The 23,642-nt window shown below is 72.9% G+C and carries 19 protein-coding genes, 1 tRNA gene, 1 other RNA gene and 1 pseudogene; 14 read left to right on the top strand and 8 right to left on the bottom strand.

Annotated elements, in window-relative coordinates:
• Positions 1 to 3: 3 nt before the first annotated feature.
• Positions 4 to 1,227 (top strand): tyrosine-type recombinase/integrase, encoded by a 1,224-nt coding sequence (locus ACZ7BZ_RS02820; protein WP_470356825.1) that lies wholly within the window; start codon positions 4 to 6, stop codon positions 1,225 to 1,227.
• A 114-nt stretch (positions 1,228 to 1,341) separates the two neighbouring features.
• On the opposite strand, the pseudogene ACZ7BZ_RS02815 reads toward ACZ7BZ_RS02820, so the two are convergent.
• The 4 genes and pseudogenes from ACZ7BZ_RS02815 to ACZ7BZ_RS02800 form a co-directional block, all read right to left on the bottom strand.
• Positions 1,342 to 1,416, bottom strand: a pseudogene (locus ACZ7BZ_RS02815) (GNAT family N-acetyltransferase); the annotation flags it as partial.
• Between the two features lie 537 nt (positions 1,417 to 1,953).
• A complete protein-coding gene (locus ACZ7BZ_RS02810) occupies positions 1,954 to 3,294 on the bottom strand; it encodes a ThiF family adenylyltransferase (RefSeq protein WP_470356824.1) in 1,341 nt (446 codons plus the stop codon).
• A gap of 11 nt (positions 3,295 to 3,305) precedes the next feature.
• A complete protein-coding gene (locus tag ACZ7BZ_RS02805) occupies positions 3,306 to 3,692 on the bottom strand; it encodes a hypothetical protein (protein WP_470356823.1) in 387 nt (128 codons plus the stop codon).
• The gene (locus tag ACZ7BZ_RS02800) at positions 3,689 to 3,967 is read right to left on the bottom strand and encodes a multiubiquitin domain-containing protein (RefSeq protein ID WP_470356822.1); all 279 of its coding nucleotides are present in this window, start codon (positions 3,965 to 3,967) and stop codon (positions 3,689 to 3,691) included. Before ACZ7BZ_RS02800 ends, ACZ7BZ_RS02805 begins: the two co-directional genes overlap by 4 nt.
• Before the next feature lie 188 nt (positions 3,968 to 4,155).
• Here ACZ7BZ_RS02800 and ACZ7BZ_RS02795 point away from each other — a divergent pair, with 188 nt between their 5' ends.
• A complete protein-coding gene (locus ACZ7BZ_RS02795) occupies positions 4,156 to 4,539 on the top strand; it encodes a helix-turn-helix domain-containing protein (protein WP_470356821.1) in 384 nt (127 codons plus the stop codon).
• 3 nt (positions 4,540 to 4,542) lie between these two features.
• Positions 4,543 to 5,139, top strand: coding sequence for an ImmA/IrrE family metallo-endopeptidase (locus ACZ7BZ_RS02790; protein ID WP_470356820.1), 597 nt, complete (start codon positions 4,543 to 4,545; stop codon positions 5,137 to 5,139).
• A gap of 123 nt (positions 5,140 to 5,262) precedes the next feature.
• On the opposite strand, the gene ACZ7BZ_RS02785 is transcribed toward ACZ7BZ_RS02790, so the two are convergent.
• Positions 5,263 to 5,347: transfer RNA gene (locus tag ACZ7BZ_RS02785), tRNA-Ser, on the bottom strand.
• A 108-nt stretch (positions 5,348 to 5,455) separates the two neighbouring features.
• Here ACZ7BZ_RS02785 and ffs point away from each other — a divergent pair.
• The 10 genes from ffs (at position 5,456) to ACZ7BZ_RS02735 (ending at position 15,507) form a co-directional block, all read left to right on the top strand.
• Positions 5,456 to 5,552, top strand: an RNA gene (ffs, locus tag ACZ7BZ_RS02780) — signal recognition particle sRNA small type.
• A gap of 70 nt (positions 5,553 to 5,622) precedes the next feature.
• Positions 5,623 to 7,818 carry a DNA polymerase III subunit gamma and tau gene (locus tag ACZ7BZ_RS02775; protein ID WP_470356819.1) on the top strand — a complete coding sequence of 732 codons (2,196 nt, stop codon included), beginning with the start codon at positions 5,623 to 5,625 and terminating at the stop codon, positions 7,816 to 7,818.
• A 66-nt stretch (positions 7,819 to 7,884) separates the two neighbouring features.
• Positions 7,885 to 8,223, top strand: a complete 339-nt coding sequence (locus ACZ7BZ_RS02770) for a YbaB/EbfC family nucleoid-associated protein (RefSeq protein WP_380451232.1) — start codon at positions 7,885 to 7,887, stop codon at positions 8,221 to 8,223.
• Positions 8,224 to 8,388: 165 nt separating this feature from the next.
• Complete coding sequence (gene recR / locus ACZ7BZ_RS02765; protein ID WP_470356818.1) at positions 8,389 to 8,988, top strand: recombination mediator RecR; 600 nt, start codon at positions 8,389 to 8,391, stop codon at positions 8,986 to 8,988.
• On the top strand, positions 8,981 to 9,688 hold the full coding sequence (locus tag ACZ7BZ_RS02760) for a DUF5063 domain-containing protein (protein ID WP_470356817.1): 708 nt from the start codon (positions 8,981 to 8,983) through the stop codon (positions 9,686 to 9,688). The genes recR and ACZ7BZ_RS02760 overlap by 8 nt, the downstream gene beginning before the upstream one ends.
• Positions 9,689 to 10,083: 395 nt before the next feature.
• On the top strand, positions 10,084 to 11,364 hold the full coding sequence (locus ACZ7BZ_RS02755) for an aspartate kinase (RefSeq protein ID WP_188307118.1): 1,281 nt from the start codon (positions 10,084 to 10,086) through the stop codon (positions 11,362 to 11,364).
• 28 nt (positions 11,365 to 11,392) lie between these two features.
• Complete coding sequence (locus tag ACZ7BZ_RS02750) at positions 11,393 to 12,454, top strand: aspartate-semialdehyde dehydrogenase (RefSeq protein ID WP_470356816.1); 1,062 nt, start codon at positions 11,393 to 11,395, stop codon at positions 12,452 to 12,454.
• A 470-nt stretch (positions 12,455 to 12,924) separates the two neighbouring features.
• The gene (locus ACZ7BZ_RS02745; protein ID WP_363430186.1) at positions 12,925 to 13,470 is read left to right on the top strand and encodes a SigE family RNA polymerase sigma factor; all 546 of its coding nucleotides are present in this window, start codon (positions 12,925 to 12,927) and stop codon (positions 13,468 to 13,470) included.
• Positions 13,463 to 14,623 (top strand): hypothetical protein, encoded by a 1,161-nt coding sequence (locus tag ACZ7BZ_RS02740; protein WP_470356815.1) that lies wholly within the window; start codon positions 13,463 to 13,465, stop codon positions 14,621 to 14,623. Before ACZ7BZ_RS02745 ends, ACZ7BZ_RS02740 begins: the two co-directional genes overlap by 8 nt.
• Before the next feature lie 62 nt (positions 14,624 to 14,685).
• Positions 14,686 to 15,507, top strand: a complete 822-nt coding sequence (locus tag ACZ7BZ_RS02735; protein ID WP_470356814.1) for an SURF1 family protein — start codon at positions 14,686 to 14,688, stop codon at positions 15,505 to 15,507.
• Positions 15,508 to 16,202: 695 nt separating this feature from the next.
• On the opposite strand, the gene ACZ7BZ_RS02730 is transcribed toward ACZ7BZ_RS02735, so the two are convergent.
• The 3 genes from ACZ7BZ_RS02730 to ACZ7BZ_RS02720 all read right to left on the bottom strand — a co-directional run bounded on the left by ACZ7BZ_RS02730 (position 16,203) and on the right by ACZ7BZ_RS02720 (position 20,487).
• On the bottom strand, positions 16,203 to 18,050 hold the full coding sequence (locus ACZ7BZ_RS02730) for a S9 family peptidase (RefSeq protein ID WP_470356813.1): 1,848 nt from the start codon (positions 18,048 to 18,050) through the stop codon (positions 16,203 to 16,205).
• 180 nt (positions 18,051 to 18,230) lie between these two features.
• The gene (locus ACZ7BZ_RS02725) at positions 18,231 to 19,832 is read right to left on the bottom strand and encodes an MFS transporter (RefSeq protein ID WP_470356812.1); all 1,602 of its coding nucleotides are present in this window, start codon (positions 19,830 to 19,832) and stop codon (positions 18,231 to 18,233) included.
• A gap of 277 nt (positions 19,833 to 20,109) precedes the next feature.
• Positions 20,110 to 20,487, bottom strand: a complete 378-nt coding sequence (locus ACZ7BZ_RS02720) for a nuclear transport factor 2 family protein (RefSeq protein ID WP_470356811.1) — start codon at positions 20,485 to 20,487, stop codon at positions 20,110 to 20,112.
• A 228-nt stretch (positions 20,488 to 20,715) separates the two neighbouring features.
• Here ACZ7BZ_RS02720 and ACZ7BZ_RS02715 point away from each other — a divergent pair, with 228 nt between their 5' ends.
• Complete coding sequence (locus ACZ7BZ_RS02715; protein WP_470356810.1) at positions 20,716 to 23,496, top strand: ATP-binding protein; 2,781 nt, start codon at positions 20,716 to 20,718, stop codon at positions 23,494 to 23,496.
• The last annotated feature ends 146 nt before the right edge of the window (positions 23,497 to 23,642 follow it).

Raw genomic sequence — 23,642 nt, 5'->3', positions numbered from 1 at the left:
CGAATGGCGAACACCCGCAAGCCCAACGGCGACTCCTCGATCTACCAGGGCAGCGACGGCCGCTGGCACGGCCGCGTCACGGTCGGCGTCAAGGACGACGGCACCCCCGACCGCCGCCACGTCAGCGCCAAGACCCGCCCCGAGGTCACGGCCAAGGTCCGCAAGCTGGAGAAGCTGCGTGACGACGGCGCCGTGCCCAAGGCCGGCCAGAAGTGGACGGTTGGCAAGTGGCTGACCCACTGGATCAAGGAGATCGTGCCGGGCACTGTCGGCGAGAACACGTACGCCGGATACGAGGTCGCTGTCCGCGTGCACCTCGTTCCCGGCCTCGGCGCGCACCGCCTGGAGAAGCTGGAGCCCGAGCACCTGGAGCGCTTCTACAAGAAGATGCAGGCCAGCGGCAGCGCCGCCGGTACTGCCCACCAGGCCCACCGCACGGTCCGGGTAGCCCTCGGCGAGGCGGTTCGGCGCCAACATCTCACCCGCAATGTGGCCACGATCGCCAAGGCCCCGAAGCTCGAAGAAGAGGAGGTCGAGCCGTTCGAGATCGAGGAGGTCCAGACGCTCATGGACACGGCGCGCAAGCGCCGCAACTCCGCTCGCTGGATCTTCGCGCTCGCCCTCGGCCTGCGTCAGGGCGAGGTGCTCGGGCTCCAGTGGAAGGACGTCGACTCCGCCCGAGGCGTCGCCTGGGTCAAGCGCGGTCGGCTGCGGCCCAAGTACCGGCACGGCTGCGGCGACCGCTGCGGGCGCAAGCCCGGCTTCTGCCCGAAGAAGGAGCCGATCCGACGCGAGACCAAGGACACCAAGTCCCGAGCCGGGCGACGCGCGGTGCCGCTGCCCGAGCAGCTCGTCGCGATCCTCCGGCTGCACAAGGAGGAGCAGGACCGCGAGCGGGCCCTCGCCCGCGACCTCTGGACGGACAAGGGCTACGTCTTCACCTCGGAGACCGGCGAGCCGCTCAACCCCAGCACCGACTACCACCACTGGAAGCGACTCCTGCGCGAGGCCGGCATCCGCGACGGCCGCCTCCATGACGCCCGCCACACCGCCTCGACCGTCCTCCTCCTGCTCGGAGTGCCAGAACGGATCGTCATGGCGATCATGGGCTGGTCCTCGACCTCGATGGCCCAGCGCTACCAGCACGTCACCGAGCCGATGCTGAACGACGTCGGCAAGAAGATCGGCGCGGCTCTGTGGGGCGACGTCGGATCTGGCCCGGAGTAGCCCGACGAAGACGCGGCCTGAGCGAGCGTCGGCTCAGATCGCCTGATGCCCGAGGGCCCGACCGCATCGCAGTCGGGCCCTCGGCGCGAGTGAACGGCGGCGTCCTGGCCAGCCGACGCTGGGACTGCGACGTTCAACGAGGGTGACGTCCCGCCAGGTGCCGTGGTGGCGGCCGATGCGTTCGCGAGTGATGGTCGGCCCCGAGACGGCGAACTCCGTCCCGATCTCGCCCATGCACACCTCGCCGGGCCTGTGCCTACGCCGCCCCCGGGTGGCCGCTCGGCCTGTTACCGGGATCTCGCCGACGCCGAGACCGCGCTCTCCAGTGAGAGCACCTCCCCTGCGCCCGGCTGGTGCGCCTGGATGAGCCCCGTCGACCTCGCCGTCGACTCCGGACACTGCCTGCTCGAACTCGGCCGCCAAGCAGAGGCCCGCACCCGGATAGCCGAAGGCACGGCCCTCCTGGCCGGCACCCGCGACAAGACCTGCGGCATGTTCCTCACTTACCAGGCCAAGGCATTTCTGCAGTCCAAGTACACCGAACCAGGCCCTCGTCGTCACCATCGAATCCCTCGACCTCGCCACACGCATCGGCGCCGAACGCTGCGTCACCCTCGTCCGCGAACTCGCTCCCGCCTTCAGGCCCTACCAACGGGTCGGAGGCGTTCCCGAACTGCTGGAACGCCTCCGAGTGGCCTAACCAGTGGAACTCGATCGTGCTGTTGCTCAGAACGGCGTGCTTCCCCGCCGTCCGAGCCCGAGCTGCCCGCTCGATGTGCACCAGCGGCAGCTCGGACCCTGGCGAGGATTCTGAAGATCGCGCTGGCGCGTTCGAGGTCGGTGGATGACCGAGGCGTGGTCACCCTCCTCGTCGTGGAGGCCAGCCACCGAGAGTACGAAGTGGTTGACCGCCTCCGCGGCCGCGAGCGTGTTCAGGGTGATCACGCTCGGTGCGGGGACCCCGGGAATGTACTGCGCTGCCTCGCGTTCCTTGGTGGGGTGCATGTCGATGGCCAAGCGGGTCGGATCGACGAGCCGGTTGCACCACAGGCATCCCGAGCCGGGCAGCACGAAGCGAGTGGCGGTGTGGATCTGTCCCACCTCCCCCTTAGGGGTCAGCGGAACCTTGACTCCGACCTGGGTGGCCGGGACGAGGTACTGCTGAACGGCGGCGTTCACCCAATGGCGGGCAGCGTCACCGTCGGCGGCTAGGAAGATCCAGTCGCAGCGAACGAGCTCCTCGAGCGACTCCGGACGCTCCACACGCTGGGCGATCTCGGTCAGGCGGACGTCCGGGTTGGCGCGCCGGGCGTTGCGCGCGGCGAGCTCGGTCTTGAGCCGCCCGATGTCCCCGAGCTCAGAAGCCACGAGCCGGGGAAGGTTCGTCTTCTCAACGGCCTCGTCGTCGATCAGTACAAGCTCACCCACGCCCAGCCGGGCGAGTTCCTCGACGAGGATGCTGCCGACACCACCGAGCCCTACGACGGCAACGCGCAACCGACGGAGCGTCTCCTGGCCCAGGTCGCCGAGGAGGCGTGCCTGGCGGTCGTGCAGGGAATCCGGGCGCTCTTCCGTGGCCGGCTGGGAGCGCAGCCGCAGCAGGTTCCCGGTCGGGACGATCGTCTCTGCTAGCTCTTCCCGGCGGCCGTCGGGCAGCCAGAGATCTCCGGCTGCGGCATGGTCGGTGAGTACGAGCGCTCCGACCACCTGGCCGCTGATCTGGCCAAGGCTTGGGTAGCCGCGCTCGTGGCTGGCCAGGTCGATCTCGGAGAAGCCCACGTGGTCGCGTCCGAGGTGGGCGTGAACAGCGATGTACGCCAGTCCCTCGTCCCGGGCCCTGATCACCGCGTCGCGGACGAAGGTCGGGGCAAGAGCCCGGTGGCCGAACTCGCCGGGGACGTAGTCCGTGCCCTCGTCGGCGAGGATCAGCTCGCGGGCGAGTAGCCGGGGTCCGCGCGGCCCGTCGGCGAGGCCGGCGAGAAGGACAGCGCCGCGGGCGGCGGATCCCAGGACGTGATCAGACAGACGATCCCAGATCTTGGGCGGGATGGTGAGGCTCCAGCCCATGGCGGGCGGGTTCACTGGTCGGCGAGCCACTTGCGAATCCTCTCGGCCTTGAGTGCGGCGCTGTCGATGTTCGGGTCGCGGCGGTTCGAGCGCCTGGAGATCTGCAGGGCCGTCCTGTCCTGCCACGTGACCGACTGGATGGCCTGCCCGTGGGCTCCGCCGTCTGTTCGAGCGAGCGGACCGACGTAGTGCGGGTAGACATCGGCGTCCGGGTACGCCGCGCTGATCTGGAAGCCAAGCCAGGTAGTCGACGGCACATAGGCCGCTCCGAACTCGACCTGCTCCACGATGACGTAGACCCCGCCGGAGCCGTCCGGGACCACCTCGACCGGATGACCGGCGAAGTGGGCTCGGACGGCTCCGACGGCTTCGGCGATTGCCGGAGTCGGGGAGGTCACGAGTTGTCGTCCGGCGGTACGGCGAGGAACTCCTGGTGGGTGTGGACGCGGATCAGCTCATCGTCGTCCACGACCTCGTACCGGCCATGGCTGCGCTTGACCGAGAGCTGGAAGCCCACGTCGATCGGCAGGCCCTGCGAGACCGCGGCCTGCTTGATCTCCAAGCCGGTCACCTCGCGGTCCGGCAGCGTTACGTCCTGGTTGTTGACCTTCACGGTGACGCTGACGTGCTGGTGGGGGTCCGTCTTGGTGGTCGTGTCGATGGGGGTTTCCATCGGGCACCTCTTTCCGATCTTGATGGTGTCGTTCCTGGGACTGCTCGGGCACCCGGCATGGACGTGTCGAGATGCCGTCACTGTTTGAGATGTCGAACATCTCTTGAGGATCAAGGTAAGCCGTGGTGTTCGAGATGTCAAACACTGGTAGAAAGGAGGTAGGGGAACAGAGACCGAGGAGGAGGGCGATGGCCCGGACGAAGGTGAACGTGGCCGCCCTCTACGCGGCGCTGGACGCCGCAAGGGCGTCGAGGGACCTTTCGTGGAGGCAGCTGGCTGTTCAGGTGGGCGTCAGCCCGTCGACCATGACGCGGTTGGCCAATGGCAACCGTCCGGACGTGGACGCGTTTGCCGCGCTGGTGAGCTGGCTCGGCGAGCCGGCCGAGAGCTTCATGGTGGACGAGGGCGTCCGACCGGGTGAAGTTCCCGAACAACCTGAGCTTCTTGTGCAGCTTGCCCCGCTACTGCGAGCTCGCTCCGACTTGGGCGAGGCAGATGTGAAGCACTTGGAAGAGCTGATCGGTGCGGCCGTGCGTCGGTTTGCCGCCGACCGAGAGTCCGGTTCGAGGTGAGGCGTGGGGCAGCGATGGACGAAGAAGGCGCTGGAAGACCTGGCTCTGGAAGAGCGGGCCCGCATCCAGGTCGGGCTTCATCAGCCCATCGATCTTGCTCGCCTCGCGGATGAGTACGGCATTCCGGTCTACCCGCTGAGCGAGCTCGGCGACTCGGGCTGCCCGGCGGAGACTTTGGAGTACTTTGCCAGCGAGCGTGCGGGCACCTGGTCTGCGGCTCTGGTTCCGGCAGGTACAGCGCGCTTCATCGTCGAGAACAGCTCGCACAATCCGCAGCGTCGCCGGTCGAACGTCGCGCACGAGATGGCACACCTTCTGCTGGAGCACGAGTTCAGCAGTGTCGTGTTCACTGACGGGGGGTGCCAGAGCCTGGATCCGGTCGTGAAGACGCAGGAGGCGCAGGCCCTCGCGCTGTCGGGCGAACTTCTGGTTCCTATGAAGGCTGCCATCGAGGTGGCCTTCAGGGACTGGACCGACGAGCAGGTGGCGACGCGGTTCGATGTGAGCATCGAGTTCGCGCGTATGCGCATGAACGCGTCCGGTGCGCGGACGATCGTGTCGCGTGCCCGGGCCAAGCAACGCCGCTCCGGAGCGGGGTAGCAGGTGGCGGCCCGGCCACTGGGGCCCAAAAATCGGAACTGAGACCAAAACTGAGACCAGGGCACGAAGAAGGCCCCGACCGGGAACCCGGTCGGGGCCTTCAACTGCCTTGCTAGGCAAAGGCGGAGGATACGAGATTCGAACTCGTGAGGGGTTGCCCCCAACACGCTTTCCAAGCGTGCGCCCTAGGCCTCTAGGCGAATCCTCCGTGGGAGAGCTTAGTACATGTTTCGGGGTGCTCGCGACCAGCTATCCCGCAGGCAGGAGGGCGGGGGTGGCCTGTGGATCGTGGGGGCCGGGATCCGGTAGTGTGGGGGTCAGCCCCTCGTGTGGCGTCATCTCTCTGAACCCCCCCAGGGCCGGAAGGCAGCAAGGGTAGGAGGGCTCTGGCGGGTGCACGGGGGGTCTTTGCGTTCCCGGGGCCTGCGGGCCCGGGGCTAAGGGGTGCCGCGTTTGTCGGCCCGTCCCGATATCGTCGGTGGTGTGTCCCTAGCCCTGTACCGCCGCTACCGCCCCGAGACCTTCGCGGAGGTCATCGGGCAGGAGCACGTGACCGCTCCGCTCCAGCAGGCCCTGCGCAACAACAGGGTCAACCACGCCTACCTGTTCAGCGGGCCGCGTGGCTGTGGCAAGACGACGAGCGCACGCATCCTGGCCCGCTGCCTGAACTGCGAACAGGGGCCGACGCCGACGCCCTGCGGGGAGTGCCAGTCCTGTCGGGACCTCGCGACCGGCGGGCCCGGCTCGATCGACGTGATCGAGATCGACGCCGCCTCGCACGGTGGTGTGGACGACGCGCGCGAGCTGCGCGAGCGGGCCTTCTTCGCGCCGGTGCACAGCCGGTACAAGATCTTCATCCTGGACGAGGCGCACATGGTGACCTCGGCCGGGTTCAACGCGCTGCTCAAGGTGGTGGAGGAGCCGCCGGAGCACCTCAAGTTCATCTTCGCGACCACCGAGCCGGAGAAGGTGATCGGGACGATCCGGTCCCGCACCCACCACTACCCGTTCCGGCTGGTCCCGCCAGGCACGCTGCGCGACTACCTGGCGGACGTCTGCGGCCGCGAGGGCATCCAGGTCGAGGACTCGGTGTTCCCGCTGGTGGTGCGGGCCGGTGCGGGCTCGGTGCGTGACTCGATGTCGGTCATGGACCAGCTGCTGGCCGGTGCCGCCGAGGGCGGCGTCACCTACCAGATGGCGACGGCGCTGCTCGGGTACACCGACTCGGCGCTGCTGGACGAGGTGGTGGACGCCTTCGCCGCGCACGACGGGGCGACGGTGTTCCAGGTGATCGACCGGGTGGTCGAGGGCGGGCACGACCCTCGCCGCTTCGTCACCGACCTGCTGGAGCGGCTGCGCGACCTGGTGATCCTCGCCACCGTGCCGGAGGCGGGGGAGAAGGGGCTGATCGACGCCCCGGCCGACCGGGTCGCGGTGATGCAGGCGCAGGCGGACGCGTTCGGCGCGGCCGAGCTGAGCCGGGCCGCCGACCTCGTCAACACCGGGCTGACCGAGATGCGCGGCAACGCGGCGCCGCGGCTCCAGCTGGAGCTGATCTGCGCCCGGGTGATGCTGCCGGGCGCGTACAGCGACGAGCTGTCGCTGCAGGCGCGCCTGGACAAGCTGGAGCGCCGGGCGGCCGCGGGCGGATTCGCCGCACCGGCCGGGATGGCGTCGGCCGGGATGGCGGCCCCGATGGCCCCGCCCGTGGGCGTACCGATGGCCCCGCCGGCGGAGGTGCCCGCCCCCGCCCCCGCGCCCGCCCCGGCGCCCGCGCCCGTCGCCGCGCCGGTCGCAGCGGCGCCCGCCTCCGTACAGGCGCCCGCACAGGCCCCCGCGCCCCCGGCCTCCGCCGGGTCCGCCCCGGGCGCCTGGCCGATCCCGCGCAGCTTCCCGCCCGTCGGCGGTGCCCCGGCCCCCGCGCCCGCTCCTGCCGCTGCCACCGCCGTACCCACCCCTCAGCCGCAGGCTGCCGCCCAGCCCGCGCCCACTCCGCCCCCGCCGCCGGTCCAGCAGGCCCCGGCTCCCGGCGGCCAGCCGTCCGCGGCCGCGCAGCAGGGTGCCGGGCAGGTCCGGCAGCTGTGGCCGCAGATCCTGGAGGCGGTGAAGAACCGCCGCCGCTTCACCTGGATCCTGCTGAGCCAGAACGGCCAGGTGGCCGGGTTCGACGGCAGCACGCTCCAGGTCTCGTTCATCAACGCGGGCGCCCGGGACAGCTTCGTCGGCAGCAACAGCGACGACGTGCTGCGCCAGGCGCTGTCCGACGCGCTGGGCGTGGACTGGCGGATCGAGTGCATCGTCGACCCGTCCGGAAACCCGGGTGCCGGTGCCGGTGCGGCACCGGCCGCGGCCGCCCCGGCCGGTGGCGGCTGGGGTGCCCCGGCGCGTCCGGCGGCCGTCGCGCCGCCGGTGGCCGCCCCCGCCCCGGTGCAGGCGCAGGCTCCGGCCCCGGTCCAGGCGCCGCCGCAGCCGTCGCCGCAGGCCCCGGCCCCCGCGCCGGTGCAGGCCCCGCCGCCGCAGGCGCCCCCGGCCCGCCCGGTGCAGTCGGTGGCCCCGGAGGACGACATCCCGGAGGAGGACGACCCGGACCTCAACGAGGAGGCGTTCTCCGGCCAGGAGCTGATCATCCGCGAGCTGGGTGCCACGGTGCTGGAGGAGATCCACCACCGCGGCAACTGAGCGGGCCCCGGGCCCGTAGGCTCGACGGCGACGAACGACGAACCGTGTGACAGCAAGGAGTGAGCCGTGTTCCCCGGTGGTGGTCAGCCCAACATGCAGCAGCTGCTCAAGCAGGCGCAGAAGATGCAGCAGGAGCTCGCGAAGGCCCAGCAGGAGCTGGCCGAGGCGAAGGTGAACGGTACGGCCGGCGGCGGTCTGGTCGAGGCGACGGTGACGGGTTCGGGTGAGCTGGTGGCGCTGACCATCGCCCCGGCCGCGGTCGACCCGGAGGACACCGAGACCCTGGCCGACCTGATCCTGGCGGCCGTCCGGGACGCCAGCCAGGCGGCCCAGAAGATGCAGGCCGAGCGGATGGGTCCGCTCACCCAGGGCATGGGCGGCGGCATCCCCGGCCTGCCGTTCTAGGTCTGGAGTTCACTTCTGGGTCTGAATGGGCCTGAATGGATCTGAAGTTCAGACGATAGATCCATGTGATTTCGATGGGAGTCGGGCGTCGGCCGGTGTGTCCGACGCCCGATTCGTTGGATGATGGCACCGGAGCACCACCGACCATCCGAGGGAAGGCGTGACGTGTACGAGGGCGTGGTTCAGGACCTGATCGACGAACTGGGCAGGCTGCCCGGCGTCGGGCCCAAGAGCGCCCAGCGGATCGCCTTCCACGTGTTGCAGTCCGACCCGGTCGACGTGCGCCGCCTGGCGCACGCGCTGCTGGAGGTCAAGGACAAGGTCCGCTTCTGCGCGGTCTGCGGCAACGTCGCGGAGGCCGAGCAGTGCCGGGTCTGCCTGGACCCGCGCCGCGACCTCGGCATCATCTGCGTGGTCGAGGAGCCCAAGGACGTCGTCGCCATCGAGCGCACCCGTGAGTTCCGCGGTCGCTACCACGTGCTGGGCGGCGCGATCAGCCCCATCGAGGGCGTCGGCCCGGACGACCTGCGCATCCGCGAGCTGCTCGCGCGCCTCGCGGACGGTACGGTCACCGAGCTGATCCTGGCCACCGACCCCAACCTGGAGGGGGAGGCGACCGCCACCTACCTGGCCCGGCTCTGCAAGCCGATGGGCCTGAAGGTGACCCGGCTGGCGAGCGGACTGCCCGTCGGCGGGGACTTGGAGTACGCGGACGAGGTCACCCTCGGCCGCGCCTTCGAAGGGAGACGACTGCTCGATGTCTGACCGGACGATCAACCAGCAGCCCCACGGCCCGCAGCTCCATCCGGAGCCGGAGGGCCACGCCCCGCACACCCACGGCCGCGGCTCCGAGCCGGACGACTTCGCCGTGCAGATCGCCGACTCGGTGGAGAGTTTCGTGCTCGCCGTCACCGAGGTCGCCAAGGGCGACGAACCGGGCAGCGCGGTCTCGCTGCTGCTCCTGGAGGTCTCGCAGCTGCTGCTGGCCGGCGGCCGGCTGGGCGCCATCGAGGACGTCGTCCCGGAGGACCGCTTCGAGCCCGACGCCGGCCCGGAGCCGGACGGCGAGCAGCTGCGCGAGCGCCTCGCCGGGCTGCTCGCGCCGATCGACGTCTACCACGAGGTCTTCGACCCGTACGGCCCGCCGGAGAAGCCGAACGCCTTCCGGATCTCGGACGACCTGGCGGGCGTGGTCAGCGAGCTCCAGCACGGTCTGACCCACTACCGCGAGGGCCGGGTCAGCGAGGCGCTGTGGTGGTGGCAGTTCTCGTACCTCTCCAACTGGGGCACGACCTGCACGGCGGTGCTGCGGGCGCTGCAGTCGCTGATCGCCCACGTCCGGCTGGACAGCCCGATCGGTGCGGCGCCGGACGGCGCGGACATCGACGACGACGGGCTCACCGACGAGCAGCTGGAGCAGCAGGCGGGCGACCTGATGGCGGCCGAACTCGGCCTCGGCCGCTGATCCGCCGCCCCGAACGCCGCTGATCCGCCGCCCCGAACGCCGCCGACCCGCGGCCCGACGGCCGCAGGCCCGCCGCCCCGAACGCCCTGGACCGACCACGGTCCCGGGCGTTCGGTGATTGTGACGAATGCCTCAGCAATCCGCCCGGAAAAGAAATCCGGCCGCGGCAGCGGGCATTCGTCCGAGGATTCTTCGGAGCGGCGCCGGACGCCCCGCAGACCTGCCGGTGGCACCGCCCGTACCACCGCCCACGTGCTGAAACGGCCGTCTCATCATATGGAAAGCGCCGGTCGGAGCACCCCTGCTCGGTAGACTGGCGCGGACCGCACCCCCCTTTCCCCCGGGGGTACGGGGGCTTGGAGCCCCCGGAAAACGACACTAGTCGAGGAGCGCACGTGGGCCTTGTCGTGCAGAAGTACGGCGGCTCATCCGTTGCGGATGCCGAAGGCATCAAGCGCGTTGCCCGTCGAATCGTTGACGCCAAGAAGGCCGGCCATGAGGTCGTCGTCGTGGTGTCCGCGATGGGCGACACGACGGACGAGCTCATCGAACTCGCGGAGCAGGTGTCACCGCTTCCTGCCGGCCGTGAGTTCGACATGCTGCTGACCGCTGGAGAGCGCATCTCCATGGCGCTGCTGGCCATGGCGATCAAATCCCTCGGGCACGAGGCCCAGTCCTTCACGGGCAGTCAGGCCGGTGTCATCACCGACTCCGTCCACAACAAGGCGCGCATCATCGACGTGACGCCGGGCCGCATCCGGACCGCCCTGGACGAGGGCAACATCGCGATCGTGGCCGGCTTCCAGGGCGTGTCCCAGAGCAGCAAGGACATCACCACGCTGGGCCGCGGCGGCTCGGACACCACCGCCGTCGCGCTGGCCGCCGCGCTCAGGGCCGAGGTCTGCGAGATCTACACCGACGTGGACGGCGTGTTCACCGCCGACCCGCGCGTGGTGAAGAAGGCCCGCAAGATCGACTGGATCGCCTACGAGGACATGCTGGAGCTGGCCTCGTCCGGTTCCAAGGTGCTGCTCGACCGCTGTGTGGAGTACGCCCGCCGCTACAACATCCCGATTCACGTACGCTCGTCCTTCTCGGGTCTTCCCGGGACGATCGTCAGCAACGACAACCCGAACAAGCCCGAAGGGGGCGAGATGGAGCAGGCCATCATCTCCGGGGTCGCCCACGACACCTCCGAGGCCAAGGTCACGGTCGTCGGCGTGCCCGACAAGCCGGGCGAGGCCGCGCGCATCTTCCGTGCCATCGCCGATGCCGAGGTCAACATCGACATGGTGGTGCAGAACGTCTCCGCCGCCTCGACCGGCCTGACCGACATCTCCTTCACCCTGCCGAAGACCGAGGGCCAGAAGGCCATCGACGCGCTCGGCCGGGTCAAGGAGGGCATCGGCTACGAGTCGCTGCGCTACGACGACGCGATCGGCAAGATCTCGCTGGTCGGCGCCGGCATGCGCTCCAACCCGGGCGTCACGGCGAACTTCTTCGAGGCGCTGTCCGCCGCGGGCGTCAACATCGAGCTGATCTCCACCTCGGAGATCCGCATCTCAGTGGTCACCCGCGCCGACGACGTGCCGGAGGCGGTCCGCGCCGTGCACAGCGCCTTCGGTCTGGACAGCGAGAGCGACGAGGCCGTCGTCTACGGCGGCACCGGTCGATGACCCGGCAGCCGGGCGGGGGCACCGGGCGGTGACCTGGCGTCCGAACCTCGCCGTCGTCGGCGCCACCGGCGCGGTCGGCGAGGTGCTGCTCGGCCTGCTCTCGCTCAGGCAGGACGTCTGGGGCGAGGTCCGGCTGATCGCCTCCCCTCGCTCGGCCGGCCGTACGCCGGTGGTGCGCGGGGAGCCGGTCCCGGTCGTCCCGCTGACCGAGGAGGCCTTCGCGGGGATCGACGTCGCCGTGTTCGCCGTCCCCGACGAGGTGTCCGCCCAGTGGGCGCCGATCGCGGCGGCCAAGGGCATCGTGGTGGTCGACGACTCGGCCGCCTTCCGTACCGCCGGGGACGTCCCGCTGGTCGTCCCCGAGGTCAACGCGGCTGCGCTGCGCATCCGGCCGCGCGGCATCGTGGCCAGTCCGGCCGGCCCCACGCTGGCGCTGGTCGCGGCGGTCGGCGCGCTGCACGCCGAGTACGGGTTGGAGCAGCTCGTGGTCGCCACCTACCAGGCCGCCAGCGGCGAGGGCCGGGCCGGCACCGCGGCGCTGCGCGAGCAGACCGCGCTGGTGGCCGGCACCGAGGTCGGCCGGCAGACCGGTGACCTGCGCGCGGTGATCGCCGACGAGAGGCCGTTCGCGGCCCCGCTCGCCCTCAACGCCGTGCCCTGGACCGGCGGCCTGCGCGAGGGCGGTTGGTCCGCCCAGGAGCTCGGGCTGCGCGACGAGTCCCGCAAGGTCCTCGGCCTGCCCGCGCTGCGGGTCTCCGCGACCTGCGTGCGCATCCCGGTGGTCCGCACCCACGCGCTGGCCGTGCACGCCCGCTTCGAACGCGACGTCAGCCAGGAGCACGCGCAGGACATCCTGCGCGAGACGCCCGGGGTGGTCCTCTACGACGACCCGGCGGCCGGGGAGTTCCCCACACCGAACGACGTGGTCGGCACCGACCCGGTCTGGGTCGGGCGGGTGCGCCGGGCGCTGGACGAACCGGATGCGCTCGACCTCTTCCTCTGTGGTGACAACCTGCGCAAGGGGGCCGCGCTCAACCTGCTGCAGATCGCCGAGCTGGTGGCCGGCGAGCTGACCGTTCCGGCGGTCTGAGGGCGGCCCGGGGGCGATCGGGTACTGGCTGAGGGCGGCCCGGGAGCGGTCGGGTCCTGGCTGGGGGCGGTCCGGGGGCGGTCCGGGGGCGGTCCGGGGGCGGTCCGGGGGCGGTCCGGGGACGGAAGGAGGGCGGTCTGGGGGCGGTCCTGAGACGGGATGAGCTGACGGCGGGGGAGTTCCAGGATCCGTCATCAGCCGGTACCGGAGGGCCCTTTGTGCCCGAGGATGTCCGGACCTGTGTCCGCTCCTCGACACAATCTGTCCGGAATCCCGTGGGAATCCCCTGGAGGCCTCTTCCGCCGATGCGGAAGAATGGCCCCCGGGCTGGGCAACCATGACAGGGGATCGAGTGTCCAACGGGCGTGGCGAACGTGATGGTGGGGGGAACGGCGGGCATCCCGGCGAGAGCCGTGGTGGTGTTCCCGTCGCGCACTCCGTGGGCTGCGAGTAGGCCGGAAGACGACCAGATGACCGCGGCCGCACCCGGTGCGGCGGACTCCGGTGCCGGTACCGACGCGGGTACCAGCGAGGACCTGCTCACCGAGACCTACCAGGCGCACTACCGCTCCCTGCTGCGGCTCGCCGCGCTGCTCCTGGACGACCTCTCCACCTGTGAGGACGTCGTGCAGGAGGCCTTCATCCGGGTGCACGCCGCCCGGCGCCGGGTGCGCGAGCCCGAGAAGACCCTGGCCTACCTGCGACAGACGGTGGTCAACCTGTCGCGCTCCACGCTGCGACGCCGGATCCTCGGCCTGCGCCTGCTGCAGAAGCCGATGCCTGACATGGCCAGTGCAGAAGAAGGTGCCTACGATGCCTTGGAGCGCGACCAGCTGAAGGCCGCGCTGAAGGGTCTGCAACGCCGTCAGCGGGAGGTTCTGGTGCTGCGTTACTTCGTGGACATGACGGAGGCGCAGGTCGCCGAGACCCTGGGCATCTCACTCGGTTCGGTGAAGGCGTACGGCTCGCGCGGACTCGCCGCCCTCCGGGTCCAGATGGAGGCCGGACATGGCTGACGGCACCAGGCAGTGGCCCGCCGACGACGACCTCCCGGACCTCTCCGCCGAGGAACGGGCGCTGCGCCGGCTCATGCACCACGCGGTGGACGGGATTCAACCCGGGATCGGCGCCCTGCCCCGGATCCGGCAGGCCGTACCCCGGCGGCGGGCCGTCCGGCGCGGGGCCTGGACCGGAGCGGCGGCGCTGGCCCTGGTGGTCGCGATCGCCCTGCCCGTCCTGCACGAGGGCGACCACCTGGGGCTCTCCGGCGGGCCCGGCTCGGCGGACGCCGACGGCGCCACCCTCGCGGCCCCCAGCGGCAGCGCCGTCGGCGGCGGCACCACCGGCACCGGCACGCACCCGGGCCCCGGCGGCCAGAGCAGCGGCCCCGCGACGGCCTCCGGGACCGCCTCACCCAGCCCCGGCGCGGACACCACCCGCCCCGGCGCCGTCACCCCCACCGGTGCCACCGGCACCGCGGACGGCGGGATCGTCCCGCTGTGCACCCGGACGGACCTCGGACAGGGCGCCTCGCAGCTCGGCCCGGCGGACTCCCAGGGCCGGATCTACGGCTCCTTCACCGTGTACAACGTCTCCGGGCACAGCTGCCGCCTCGGCGGGCCCGGCGCGGTGGCCGTCACCGGGGTCAACGGCACCGACCGCAACCGGGTCCGCACCGCCGACCACACGCCCGGCGACCCGGCCGCCAGCCTGCCCGCGATGGACGCCGAACCCCCGGTGCTCGCACCCCAGACCGGGTACCGGGTGCCGTTCGCGTGGATCCCGGACCAGGGCTGCGGCAGCTCCGGCGGCGCCACCACCGCGCCGACCAACAGCGTCAACCAGGCCTCGCTGACCACCCAGGCCCCGCGCGGCTCCTCCGGCGCCGCCCCGGCCGGCGGCGCCTCGGCCGCGCCCAGCGCCAACCCGCAGGCCAGCTCCTCGCCCACCTCCGCACCCACCTCGGCGCCCAGCCCGACGGCCACCCCGAGCGGCGGGCCCACCGGCGGGCCGGCCACCGCCACCATCGCCCACACCCCGGCCCCCGGCAGTCCGGTGGCCGCCACCGCCTCGCTGCCGGTCGACTGCGGGGGCACCCTCTACCGGGGCGGGGTGCAGTCGGCGGGCGGCTCCGCGCCCCAGCCCACCGGGGCGCCCGCGACGGGCTGAGCGGCCCGCTGCGGCGGACCCTGTGGTCCGGCCCGGTGTGAGGAGTGGTTACCGTGGGGGGTGTGTACCGGTTCCTCCTGACTCCGCGCTGGCTGGGCGGCACCGCCCTGGCCGTGGCGGCCGTGGCGGTCTGCGTCTGGTTGGGCTCCTGGCAGCTCGGTCGGTTCGAGGACCGCGTCTCCACCCACCAGGAGACCAAGCAGTCGCTCACCGCTTCGAGTGAAGCCCGGCCGATCGACGCACTGCTCGGCCCGGCCACCCCGCAGGTGACCACGGAGACCGTCGGCAAGCCCGTCACGGTGACCGGGAGCTACGACACCGAGCACCAACTCCTCGTCCCCAACCGGATGTTGGACGGCAAGCAGGGCTACTACGTGCTCACCCCGCTGCGCACCGCCGACGGACACGCCGTTGCCGTGGTGCGGGGCTGGGCGGCCGGCGACCCGTCCGGGACCGCCCCTGGTGCCGCCTCCGCCGCCGCGTCCGCCGCCGCCGTCGAGGCCGCGCCCACCGGGCAGGTCACGGTGACCGGGCGGCTGCAGGCCAACGAGGCGGTGGGCAGCAACGGCGCGGTCGCGGGCGGCCTGCCCGCCGGACAGCTCGGCATGATCAACCGGGCCTCGCTGCTGAACGTGCTGGCGTACGACGGCTGGTACGACGGCTGGGTGGCCGCAGACCAGGTGCCCGCCGGGTTGACCGCGGTACCGACCGTGCAGCCGCAGGGCGGCGACGGACTCACCCTGCGGGCGTTCCAGAACCTGGGCTACACCCTGGAATGGTTCGTCTTCGCGGGCTTCGTGATCTTCATGTGGTTCCGGCTGATGCGCCAGGCGGCGGAAGCGGCGCAGGACCGGGCCCTGGGACTGGACCCGGTCCTGGACTGACCCCGGCTACCGGGCCGGCTTGCCGGCCGGAGGCGGCGTGGGCGCCGGCTTGGTCGGCGTCGCGGCCGGCACCTGGGCCGTGGGTGTGGCGGGGGACTGCGCCGCGGGCGCGGTGGGGGAGTGCGACGGGGCCGCCGGACTCGGATCGTCACCGAACGGCGATGCCATGTCGTCACCCGCCGGCTCGCTCCCGCCGCGGCAGTGACCGCGGCCGCCGGTGCCGACCGTCGTGCCGTAGTGGTCGATGTGGTGGTGCGTGGTGCCGCCGCCGCTCGACCCTGACGTCCCGGAGGACCCGCTTGACCCGCTTGAGCCGGATGACCCGGACGAGCCCTTGGACCCGGAGCCCTTGGAACCGGACGACCCCGTGGAGCCGCTCCCGCTGTGCGAGCCGCCGTGCGACCCGCTGCGCTCGGCGACATCCTCGTCCGCACCCGGCTCGGTCGTGCCCGGCGCGAACTCCGCCCGGACCACCGACGACCCGGCCCCCAGCGCGCTCGCCTTGGTCGCCGAGCCGGCGGGCGTGGGCGCGGGCATGGGCGTGGACGTGGGCGTGGGCGCGGGGGCGGACGCGGGCCTGGGCGCAATCGAAGCCGGGGGTGGCGGGCAGGCCCCTTCGTCACCGTGCGAGCCCGAGCAGCCGCTGAGTACCAGCACCCCGGCCACCGCCGCCCCCGCGAGCGTCAGCAGACGTCTCACCCAGCGCCTCCGGTGCTGCCGTCCGGAAGGCCGAGGTGACGCCGGACGAAGTCGATCTCCAGCCGCAGCTGCCTGATCCGCTCCTCCACCACCAGCGAGCCGTGCCCGGCGTCGTACCGGTACACCTCGTGCGGCTTGTCGAGCTGCTCCAGCCGCTCGACGTAGTTCTCGATCTGCCGGATCGGGCAGCGCGGGTCGTTGACCCCGGCGCTGATGTACACCGGCACCCGCACCTGCTCGACGTAGGTCAGCGGCGAGGAGGCGGTGAAGCGCTCCGGCACCTCCTCCGGGGTGCCACCGAAGAGCGTGCGGTCCAGCGACTTCAGCGCCTCCATCTCGTCGGCGTACGCGGTGTGGTAGTCCGCCACCGGCACCGCGGCCACGCCCAGCGACCAGCTGTCGGGCTGCACTCCCAGGCCGAGCAGGGTCAGATAGCCGCCCCAGCTGCCGCCGGTGAGCACCAGCCGGTCGGGGTCGGCCAGGCCGTCGGCGACCGCCCACTCCCGGACGGCCGCGATGTCCTCCAGCTCGATCAGGCCGATCCGCTCGTGCAGCGCGTCGGTCCAGGCCTGGCCGTAGCCGGTCGAGCCGCGGTAGTTGACCCGGACCACCGCGAAGCCGTGGTCCAGCCAGGCCGCCGGGCCGGCCGCGAACGAGTCGCTGTCGTGGTGGGTCGGGCCGCCGTGGATCTCGAAGACCGTCGGGTACGGGCCCGGGCCGGTCCGCGGGCGCTGCACCAGGGCGTGCACCCGCCCGCCGGGCCCGTCCACCCAGACGTCCTCGACCGGGACGGAGCCGGGCGGCACCGGGCCGGGCGCCCGCAGCACGACCGCGCCGGCCGTCGAGCGGACCGCGGAGGGATCGGCGGCCGAGGACCACAGGTACTCGACGGTGCCGTCCGGGCGGGCGGTGGCGCCGCCGACGGTGCCGCGCGGGGTCTCCAGGCGGGTCAGCCGGCCGTCCGCGAGGGAGTACGTGAACAGCTCGCTGCGCGCCTCGTACTCGTGCTCGACCAGCAGCTCCGCGGCGCCCGGGCGCCACTGCGCGGAGACGTCGCCGGGCAGCTCACGGCCCTGCTCGTCGCGCAGCGGGAGGGCGGTCTCGGCGCCGGTGGCGACGTCCCAGATCATCGGCTCCCAGCGGCCGGTGCGCTGGTGGGCGACCAGCAGTCGGGTGTCGCCGTCGACCGGGGCGAAGCCCAGGCAGGCCACGCCGCGCGGCTCGTCCCGGCCGGTGACCTCGTCCAGCTCGGCGACGGTCTCGACCCCGGCCGCGGTGAGCCTGACCACCCGGATGGCGGAGTGCATCGCGTCGCCGTGCTCGGTGTGGTCGATGGCGAGCAGGGTGGCGTCGTGGCTGAGGTCACCGACGCCGCCGTACTCCTCGTGCCGGTAGATCTCGACCGGCTCGGCCGCGCCCGGGCGGCACAGGTGCAGGGTGGTGCCGTCCTCGTCGGTGGACCGGCCGACGACCACCGTGCCGTCCCGGCCCAGCGCCAGGCCGGCCGAGTAGGAGGCGGCGAGGCCGGGCACGGCCTCCTCGTCCGGGCCGCCCGCGAAGGGCTGGCGGCGCCAGACGCCGAACTCGTCGCCGTCGTGGTCGTCGAACCACCAGATCCAGTCGCCGTCCGGGGAGAGCTCGGCGTCGGTGGTGCCGTTCGGGCGGTCGGTGACCCGGCGGTGGCCGCCGGTGGCGCGGTCCCAGGCGTAGACCTCGTAGGTGCCGGTCGCGTTGGACACGTACAGCGCCCGGTCGGGGGCGTCCTCGGCCCAGTCCGGCAGCGACACCCGGGCCGCCCTGAACCGCTGCTCCCACGCCGGTACGGCGTTCTTCTCCTCGCTCATCCGACCATCCAACCCGATCGGGGCGACTGTACGGAACGGGCGGGCGGGGTTCACCCCCGCCCGCCCCGCGTCCTCGCGGCGTTCCCCCCGGTGCCCGCGGGGTGTTGGCCTCTGTGGGTCGGCGGGGTGTTGGCCTCCGTGGGTCGGCGGGGTGTTGGCCTCCGTGGGTCGGTGAGGTGTTCACCCGCCGAGCCGGTCGGGCGTTGACGGACGGCGCGGCAGCAGCCGGACCAGGCCCACCAGCACCAGCTCCAGCACCGCCAGCACCGCCACGCTGCGCCCGAAGGCCGCGGTCGGGTCGCCGGAGCCGTAGTAGACCAGGCCGATCAGCGCGATCCCGACGGCGCCGCCCACCTGCTGCACCGTGGCCACCACCCCCGCCGCCGCACCGGCCAGCTGCGGCTCGACGGCCGCCAGGGCGACGGTGGTGACCGGGGCGATCACCAGGCCCATGCCGAGGCCGTCCACGAACAGCCCGGGCGCCAGCCACCACACCGTGCCGTCCGCGGCGCCGTACGCGGCGAGGGCGAGCAGGCCCAGTCCGACGGCCATCAGCAGACCGCCGACGGTGATCGTTCGGGACTCGCCGACGCGGGCGGTGACCCGGTGGGTGGCGTTCGAGGTGAGCAGGTAGCCGAGGCCGATCGCGGTGAACACCAGCCCGGCGCCGAGCGCGTCCAACCCCCGGCCCAGCTGCAGGTGCAGGGCGAGGACCAGGAAGAACGAGGCCTGGCCGAGCCAGAAGGCCAGCTGGGCGAGCAGCCCGGTGCCGAAGGCCCGGCTGCGGAACAGCCGGGTGTCGACCAGCGGGGTGGGGGCGGCGGTGCCGGTGCCGGCGGTGGCGGTGGCGGTGGCGGTGGTGGCGGTGGCAGTGGCGGTGCTGGTGGCGGTGGCGGTGGCGGTGGTGGTGGCGGCGGCGGCGGCGGTGGCGGTGCCGGTGGCGGTGGTGGCGGCGGCGGTAGTGGCGGTGGTGGCGGTGGTGGCGCGGTGTTGGTGGACGGCGAACGCGACCAGCAGGACGGCCGCTGCGGCCAGGCAGAGCACCGTCCACAGCGGCCAGTCGAGGCCCGGGCCCTGGATCAGCGGCAGCACCAGGGTGGTCAGCGCGACGGTCACCAGCACTACCCCGACCGGGTCCAGCCCCGGCCGCTGCGGGGCCCGCGACTCCGGCAGGCAGCGACGGACGGCCGCCAGCGCGGCCAGGCCGATCGGCAGGTTGATCAGGAAGCAGCTGCGCCAGCCGAGACCGAAGAGGTCCGCGCGGATCAGCAGCCCGCCGATCAGCTGGCCGAACACCGCGCCGATGCCCATGGTCAGCCCGTACCGGGCGAAGGCCCGGGCCTGTGCGGCGCCGTCGAACGCCATCCGCAGGATCGCCAGAACCTGCGGGCCCATCAGCGCGGCCGCGAGGCCCTGCGCGACCCGGGCGCCGACCAGCGTGGCAGCGGTGGGGGCGAGGCCGCAGCCCGCCGAGGCGAGGGTGAACAGGGCCAGGCCGAGCGCGAACACCCGGCGCCGACCGTAACGGTCGCCCAGCCGGCCGGCCGTGACCAGCCCGACGGCGAGGGCCAGGCCGAAGCCGGCCATCACCCACTGGACGACCGCCGGGCCCACGCCCAGGTCGGCCTGGACGGAAGGGACGGCGACGTTGACGACGAAGGTGTCGAGGGCGGTCATGAAGGTGGCGGTCAGGACGACCGGCAGCAGGCCCCTGGGGGCGGCTGGGGCCGCCGGTGCCGCCGATGCGGCCGCGACGCGGCGGGTGTCCAGGGCGGTGCTCATCTCGGGCTCTCCTCCAGGGGGCGCTACTGCGGGGCTGTCAGGGGGTGTCAGGGGGTGTCAGGGGGGCGGGCGGGGCGGGCGGGGCGCCGCCGTGGGGGTGCGGCGCCCCGCTCCGGCCGGGGCTCAGACGCCGGGGTTTGTTCGTACGTACGTCTGACACGTACGTCCGTCTCATCTCCGATGCGCCCGTCCGTCTGGCACGCCCGTCCCGTCGGACCTCTGGCACGTACGTCCGTCTGACGCGTACGTCCGTCTGGCACGGACGTCCGTCCAGGGCTCAGACCCCCGGCACGCGATCCAGGAAGCCGTGCACGGTGCCGATCCGGCCCTCCGGGGTGGCCGCCAGCACGTCGAAGCCGATCACCACCGGCTCGACGCCGTCCGGCCCGAGGTTCCAGGTGAACCGGGCGATGTCGTGGTGCGCGTCCACCGGGCCGAGGGTGAACCGCAGCCCCGGGAACTGGGCCTGGGCGGCGCCGATCAGCGCGTCGATCGCGTCCCGGCCGACCACGGCGGCCAGCGGGTCGGTGTAGCGGCCGTCCTCGGCCCACACCTCGTCGATCAGCTTGCGACGGGCGGCCGGGTCGGTCTCGTTCCAGACCGCCAGGTAGCGCTCGGCGAGCTGCTGGAGGGCGGCGGCGGTGATCTCGGTCATGGTCATCTCCCTTGTTGCGGTGGGTGGTTGGCGGCTCGTTCCCGCTGCTCACAAAGGTACGGACGGGCGCCGGCGGGCGAATCAGTCACGGATCGGTACGGGGGTACGTAGGTACCCGCCCGGCCTACGTAGGCGGTACCCGCCCGGCCTGCTCAGCCGTGGCATCCGCCCGGCTCAGGTGGGCCGTTGTGCCGCAACGCCGGCGACCAGCTCGATAGGGTCGGGGGCATGCTGTACGGGAGGGAACACGAACAGGACGCCGTGGACAGGCTGTTGGCACAGGCACGGACCGGCCGCAGCGGGGCGCTGCTGCTCCGGGGCGAGGCAGGGATCGGCAAGACCGCCCTGCTGGACGACGCCGTCGCGCGAGCGGGCCGGACGTTCCGTGTGATCCGGGCGGCGGGCGTCGAGTACGAGGCCGAACTGCCCTTCGCCGGGCTGAGCCTGCTGTTGGCACCCGGACTGGACCGATTGGACGCCCTGCCCGGGCCGCAACGGCGCGCCCTGGAGGCGGCGTTCGGACTCGGCGACGCGCCTCCGGCCGGTCCGGCCGGTCCGGGTGGTCCGGGCGGAGCGCCCGCTGACCGGCTGCTGGTCGGCCTCGCCACCCTCGGAATGCTCGCCGAACTCGCCGCTGATCAGCCGCTGCTGTGCGTGCTCGACGACGTCCAGTGGCTGGACCGCGCCTCCCTGGACGCGCTGCTGCTCGCCGCCCGCCGCCTCCAGGCCGAAGGCGTCGCCCTGCTGCTCGCCGCCCGCACCGAACCCGGCGCCCCCGCCGACCACCGGCTCGGCCTGCCCGAACTACGGGTGGCCGCCCTGGCCGACACCGACGCCACCCGGCTGCTGGCCGAACGGGCCGGCCCCGACCTGCCCGCCGCCGTCCGCGACCGACTGCTCGCCGAGGCCGCCGGGAACCCGCTCGCCCTCACCGAACTCCCCGTCGCCACCGGACCGCAGGCCCACGCCGCGGGCGGTCTGCCGCTCACCAGTCGTCTGCTGATCGCCTTCCACGGCCAGGTCACCGGGCTGCCCCCGGCCACCCAGACCCTGCTGCTGGTCGCCGCCGCCGAGGAGAGCGGTGAGCTGGACGTCCTGCTGCCCGCCGCGGCCGCGCTCGGCGTCGGTGCCGAACACCTCACCCCTGCCGAGGAATCCGGCCTGGTCACCGTCACCCCCGACCGCCGGATCGCCTTCCGTCACCCACTGCTGCGCTCCGCGATCCTCCAACGCGCCCCGCACCACCAGCGGCTGACCGTCCACCGTGCCATCGCCGGGGCACTGCCCGACGGCGACCGCCGCACCTGGCACCTCGCCCTCGCCGCGACCGTCCCCGACGCCGGCCTCGCCGACGCGCTGGAACGCACCGCCATCCGCACCGGCCGTCGCGGCGGCCACGGCGGCGCGGCCGCCTACGAACGCGCCGCCCGGCTCACCCCCGACCGCGACGCCGCCACCCGTCGGCTCGTCCTGGCCGCCGAAGCCGCCACCGAGGAAGGCGAGTTGGAGCGCGCCGAAGAGCTCGCCGACGAGGCCGCCGCCCGTACCGACAGCGTTCTCGCGCACGCCCTGCTGGACCACGTCCGGGCCACCGCGCACTTCTGGCGCGGCTCCTACCCGACCGCCTACCGGCTGCTGACCGACGCCGCCCTCGCCCTCGCCGCCGATGGCACCGCCGCGGCTGCCGAGGCCGTCGAACCCGCCCACGCCGCACGGATGCTGGTCCAGGCCTTCCACGCCGCCTGGTACGCCGGGGAGGAGCCGGTCGCCGAGGTCCTCGACCGGCTCGCCGCCCTCCCGCTGCCCGCCGGCGACCCCCTCACCCCGCTGGCCCGCTACCTGCCCGCCGTGGTCCTCCCCGCCCTCGGCCGGACCGCCACCCCGCCGCCGCCCGCCCGGGAGGCCGTCGAAGCCGCCCGCCGGGCCGGCGCCGAGAGCCCTGCCGACCTGGTCCAACTCTGCGGCGCCACCCTCGTCCTCGGCCGCGACGAGGAGACCGTCGACCTCGGCGGCGAACTCGTTGCCGAAGCCCGCGCCAAGGGCACCCTCGGAGTGATGCCCACCCTGCAGTTCTTCCTCGCCGAGGCCGAACTCTTCCACGGGCGCCACGCCGACGCCGAACTCACCGCCACCGAGGCACTCGTCCTCGCCCAGGACACCGGCCAGCACCAGTGGGTCAGCCAACTCGGCGCCCTGCTCGCCTACCTGGCCGCCCTCGACGGCCGCACCGAACGCTGCACCGAACTGGCCACCGCCGCCCTCGCCACCACAGGCCCGCAGACCGCCGCCCCCGCCGCCGGCCGCCCCTGGGCCCACTGGGCACTCGCCCTGCTCGACCTCGGCCAGGGCCGCGCCGCCGGCGCCGCCGACCGCCTGCACGCCCTCACCACCGGCTCCCACCGGCACCACGTCAGCGCCACCCGCGCCGTTCCCGACCTGGTCGAAGCCGCCGTCCGGCTCGGCACCCCGGACCGTGCCGCCGAGCCCTACGAGCGCTTCGCCCGCTGGACCCGCGCCGCCGACCGACCCTGGGCCGAAGCCCTACGCCTGCGCTGCCAGGCCCTGCTCGGCCCCGACGAACTCGCCGAACCCGCCTACCGCGCCGCCCTCGAGCTGCACGCCACCACCAACCGCCCCTTCGAGCACGCCCGCACCGCCCTGCTCTACGGCGAATGGCTCCGCCGCACCCGCCGCCGCACCGACGCCCGCCCCCACCTCACGGCCGCCCTGGAAACCTTCGACCGCCTCGGCGCCCACCCCTGGTCCACCCGCGCCCGCACCGAACTCTCCGCCACCGGCACTCCCGCCCCGGCCCAGACCCCCCTGACCACCCCGAACCCCCTGACCCCCCAGGAACTCCAGATCGCCCGCCTCGCCGCCGCCGGCCTCACCAACCGCGACATCGCCGCCCAGCTCTTCCTCAGCCCCCGCACCGTCGCCCACCACCTCTACAAGGCCTACCCGAAACTCGGCATCACCTCCCGCACCGCCCTCCCCACCACCCTCTGACAGTGATGATGTGACTGATGGTTCTGTTGATGAGCCTGACTCGCCCTCTGGCTGAGAAGCCGTTGTCGTACCGCTCGTGGGACGTGTCGATCGAACGGGAGTCTCGTTCGGGTGATCGCCGGTCGGCGGACGCATAGAGGTAGGGC

It is taken from the genome of Kitasatospora sp. NPDC036934 (assembly GCF_055608425.1).
The sequence above is the reverse complement of the archived record's forward strand: the minus strand, read 5'-3'. Positions and strand labels throughout refer to the sequence as shown.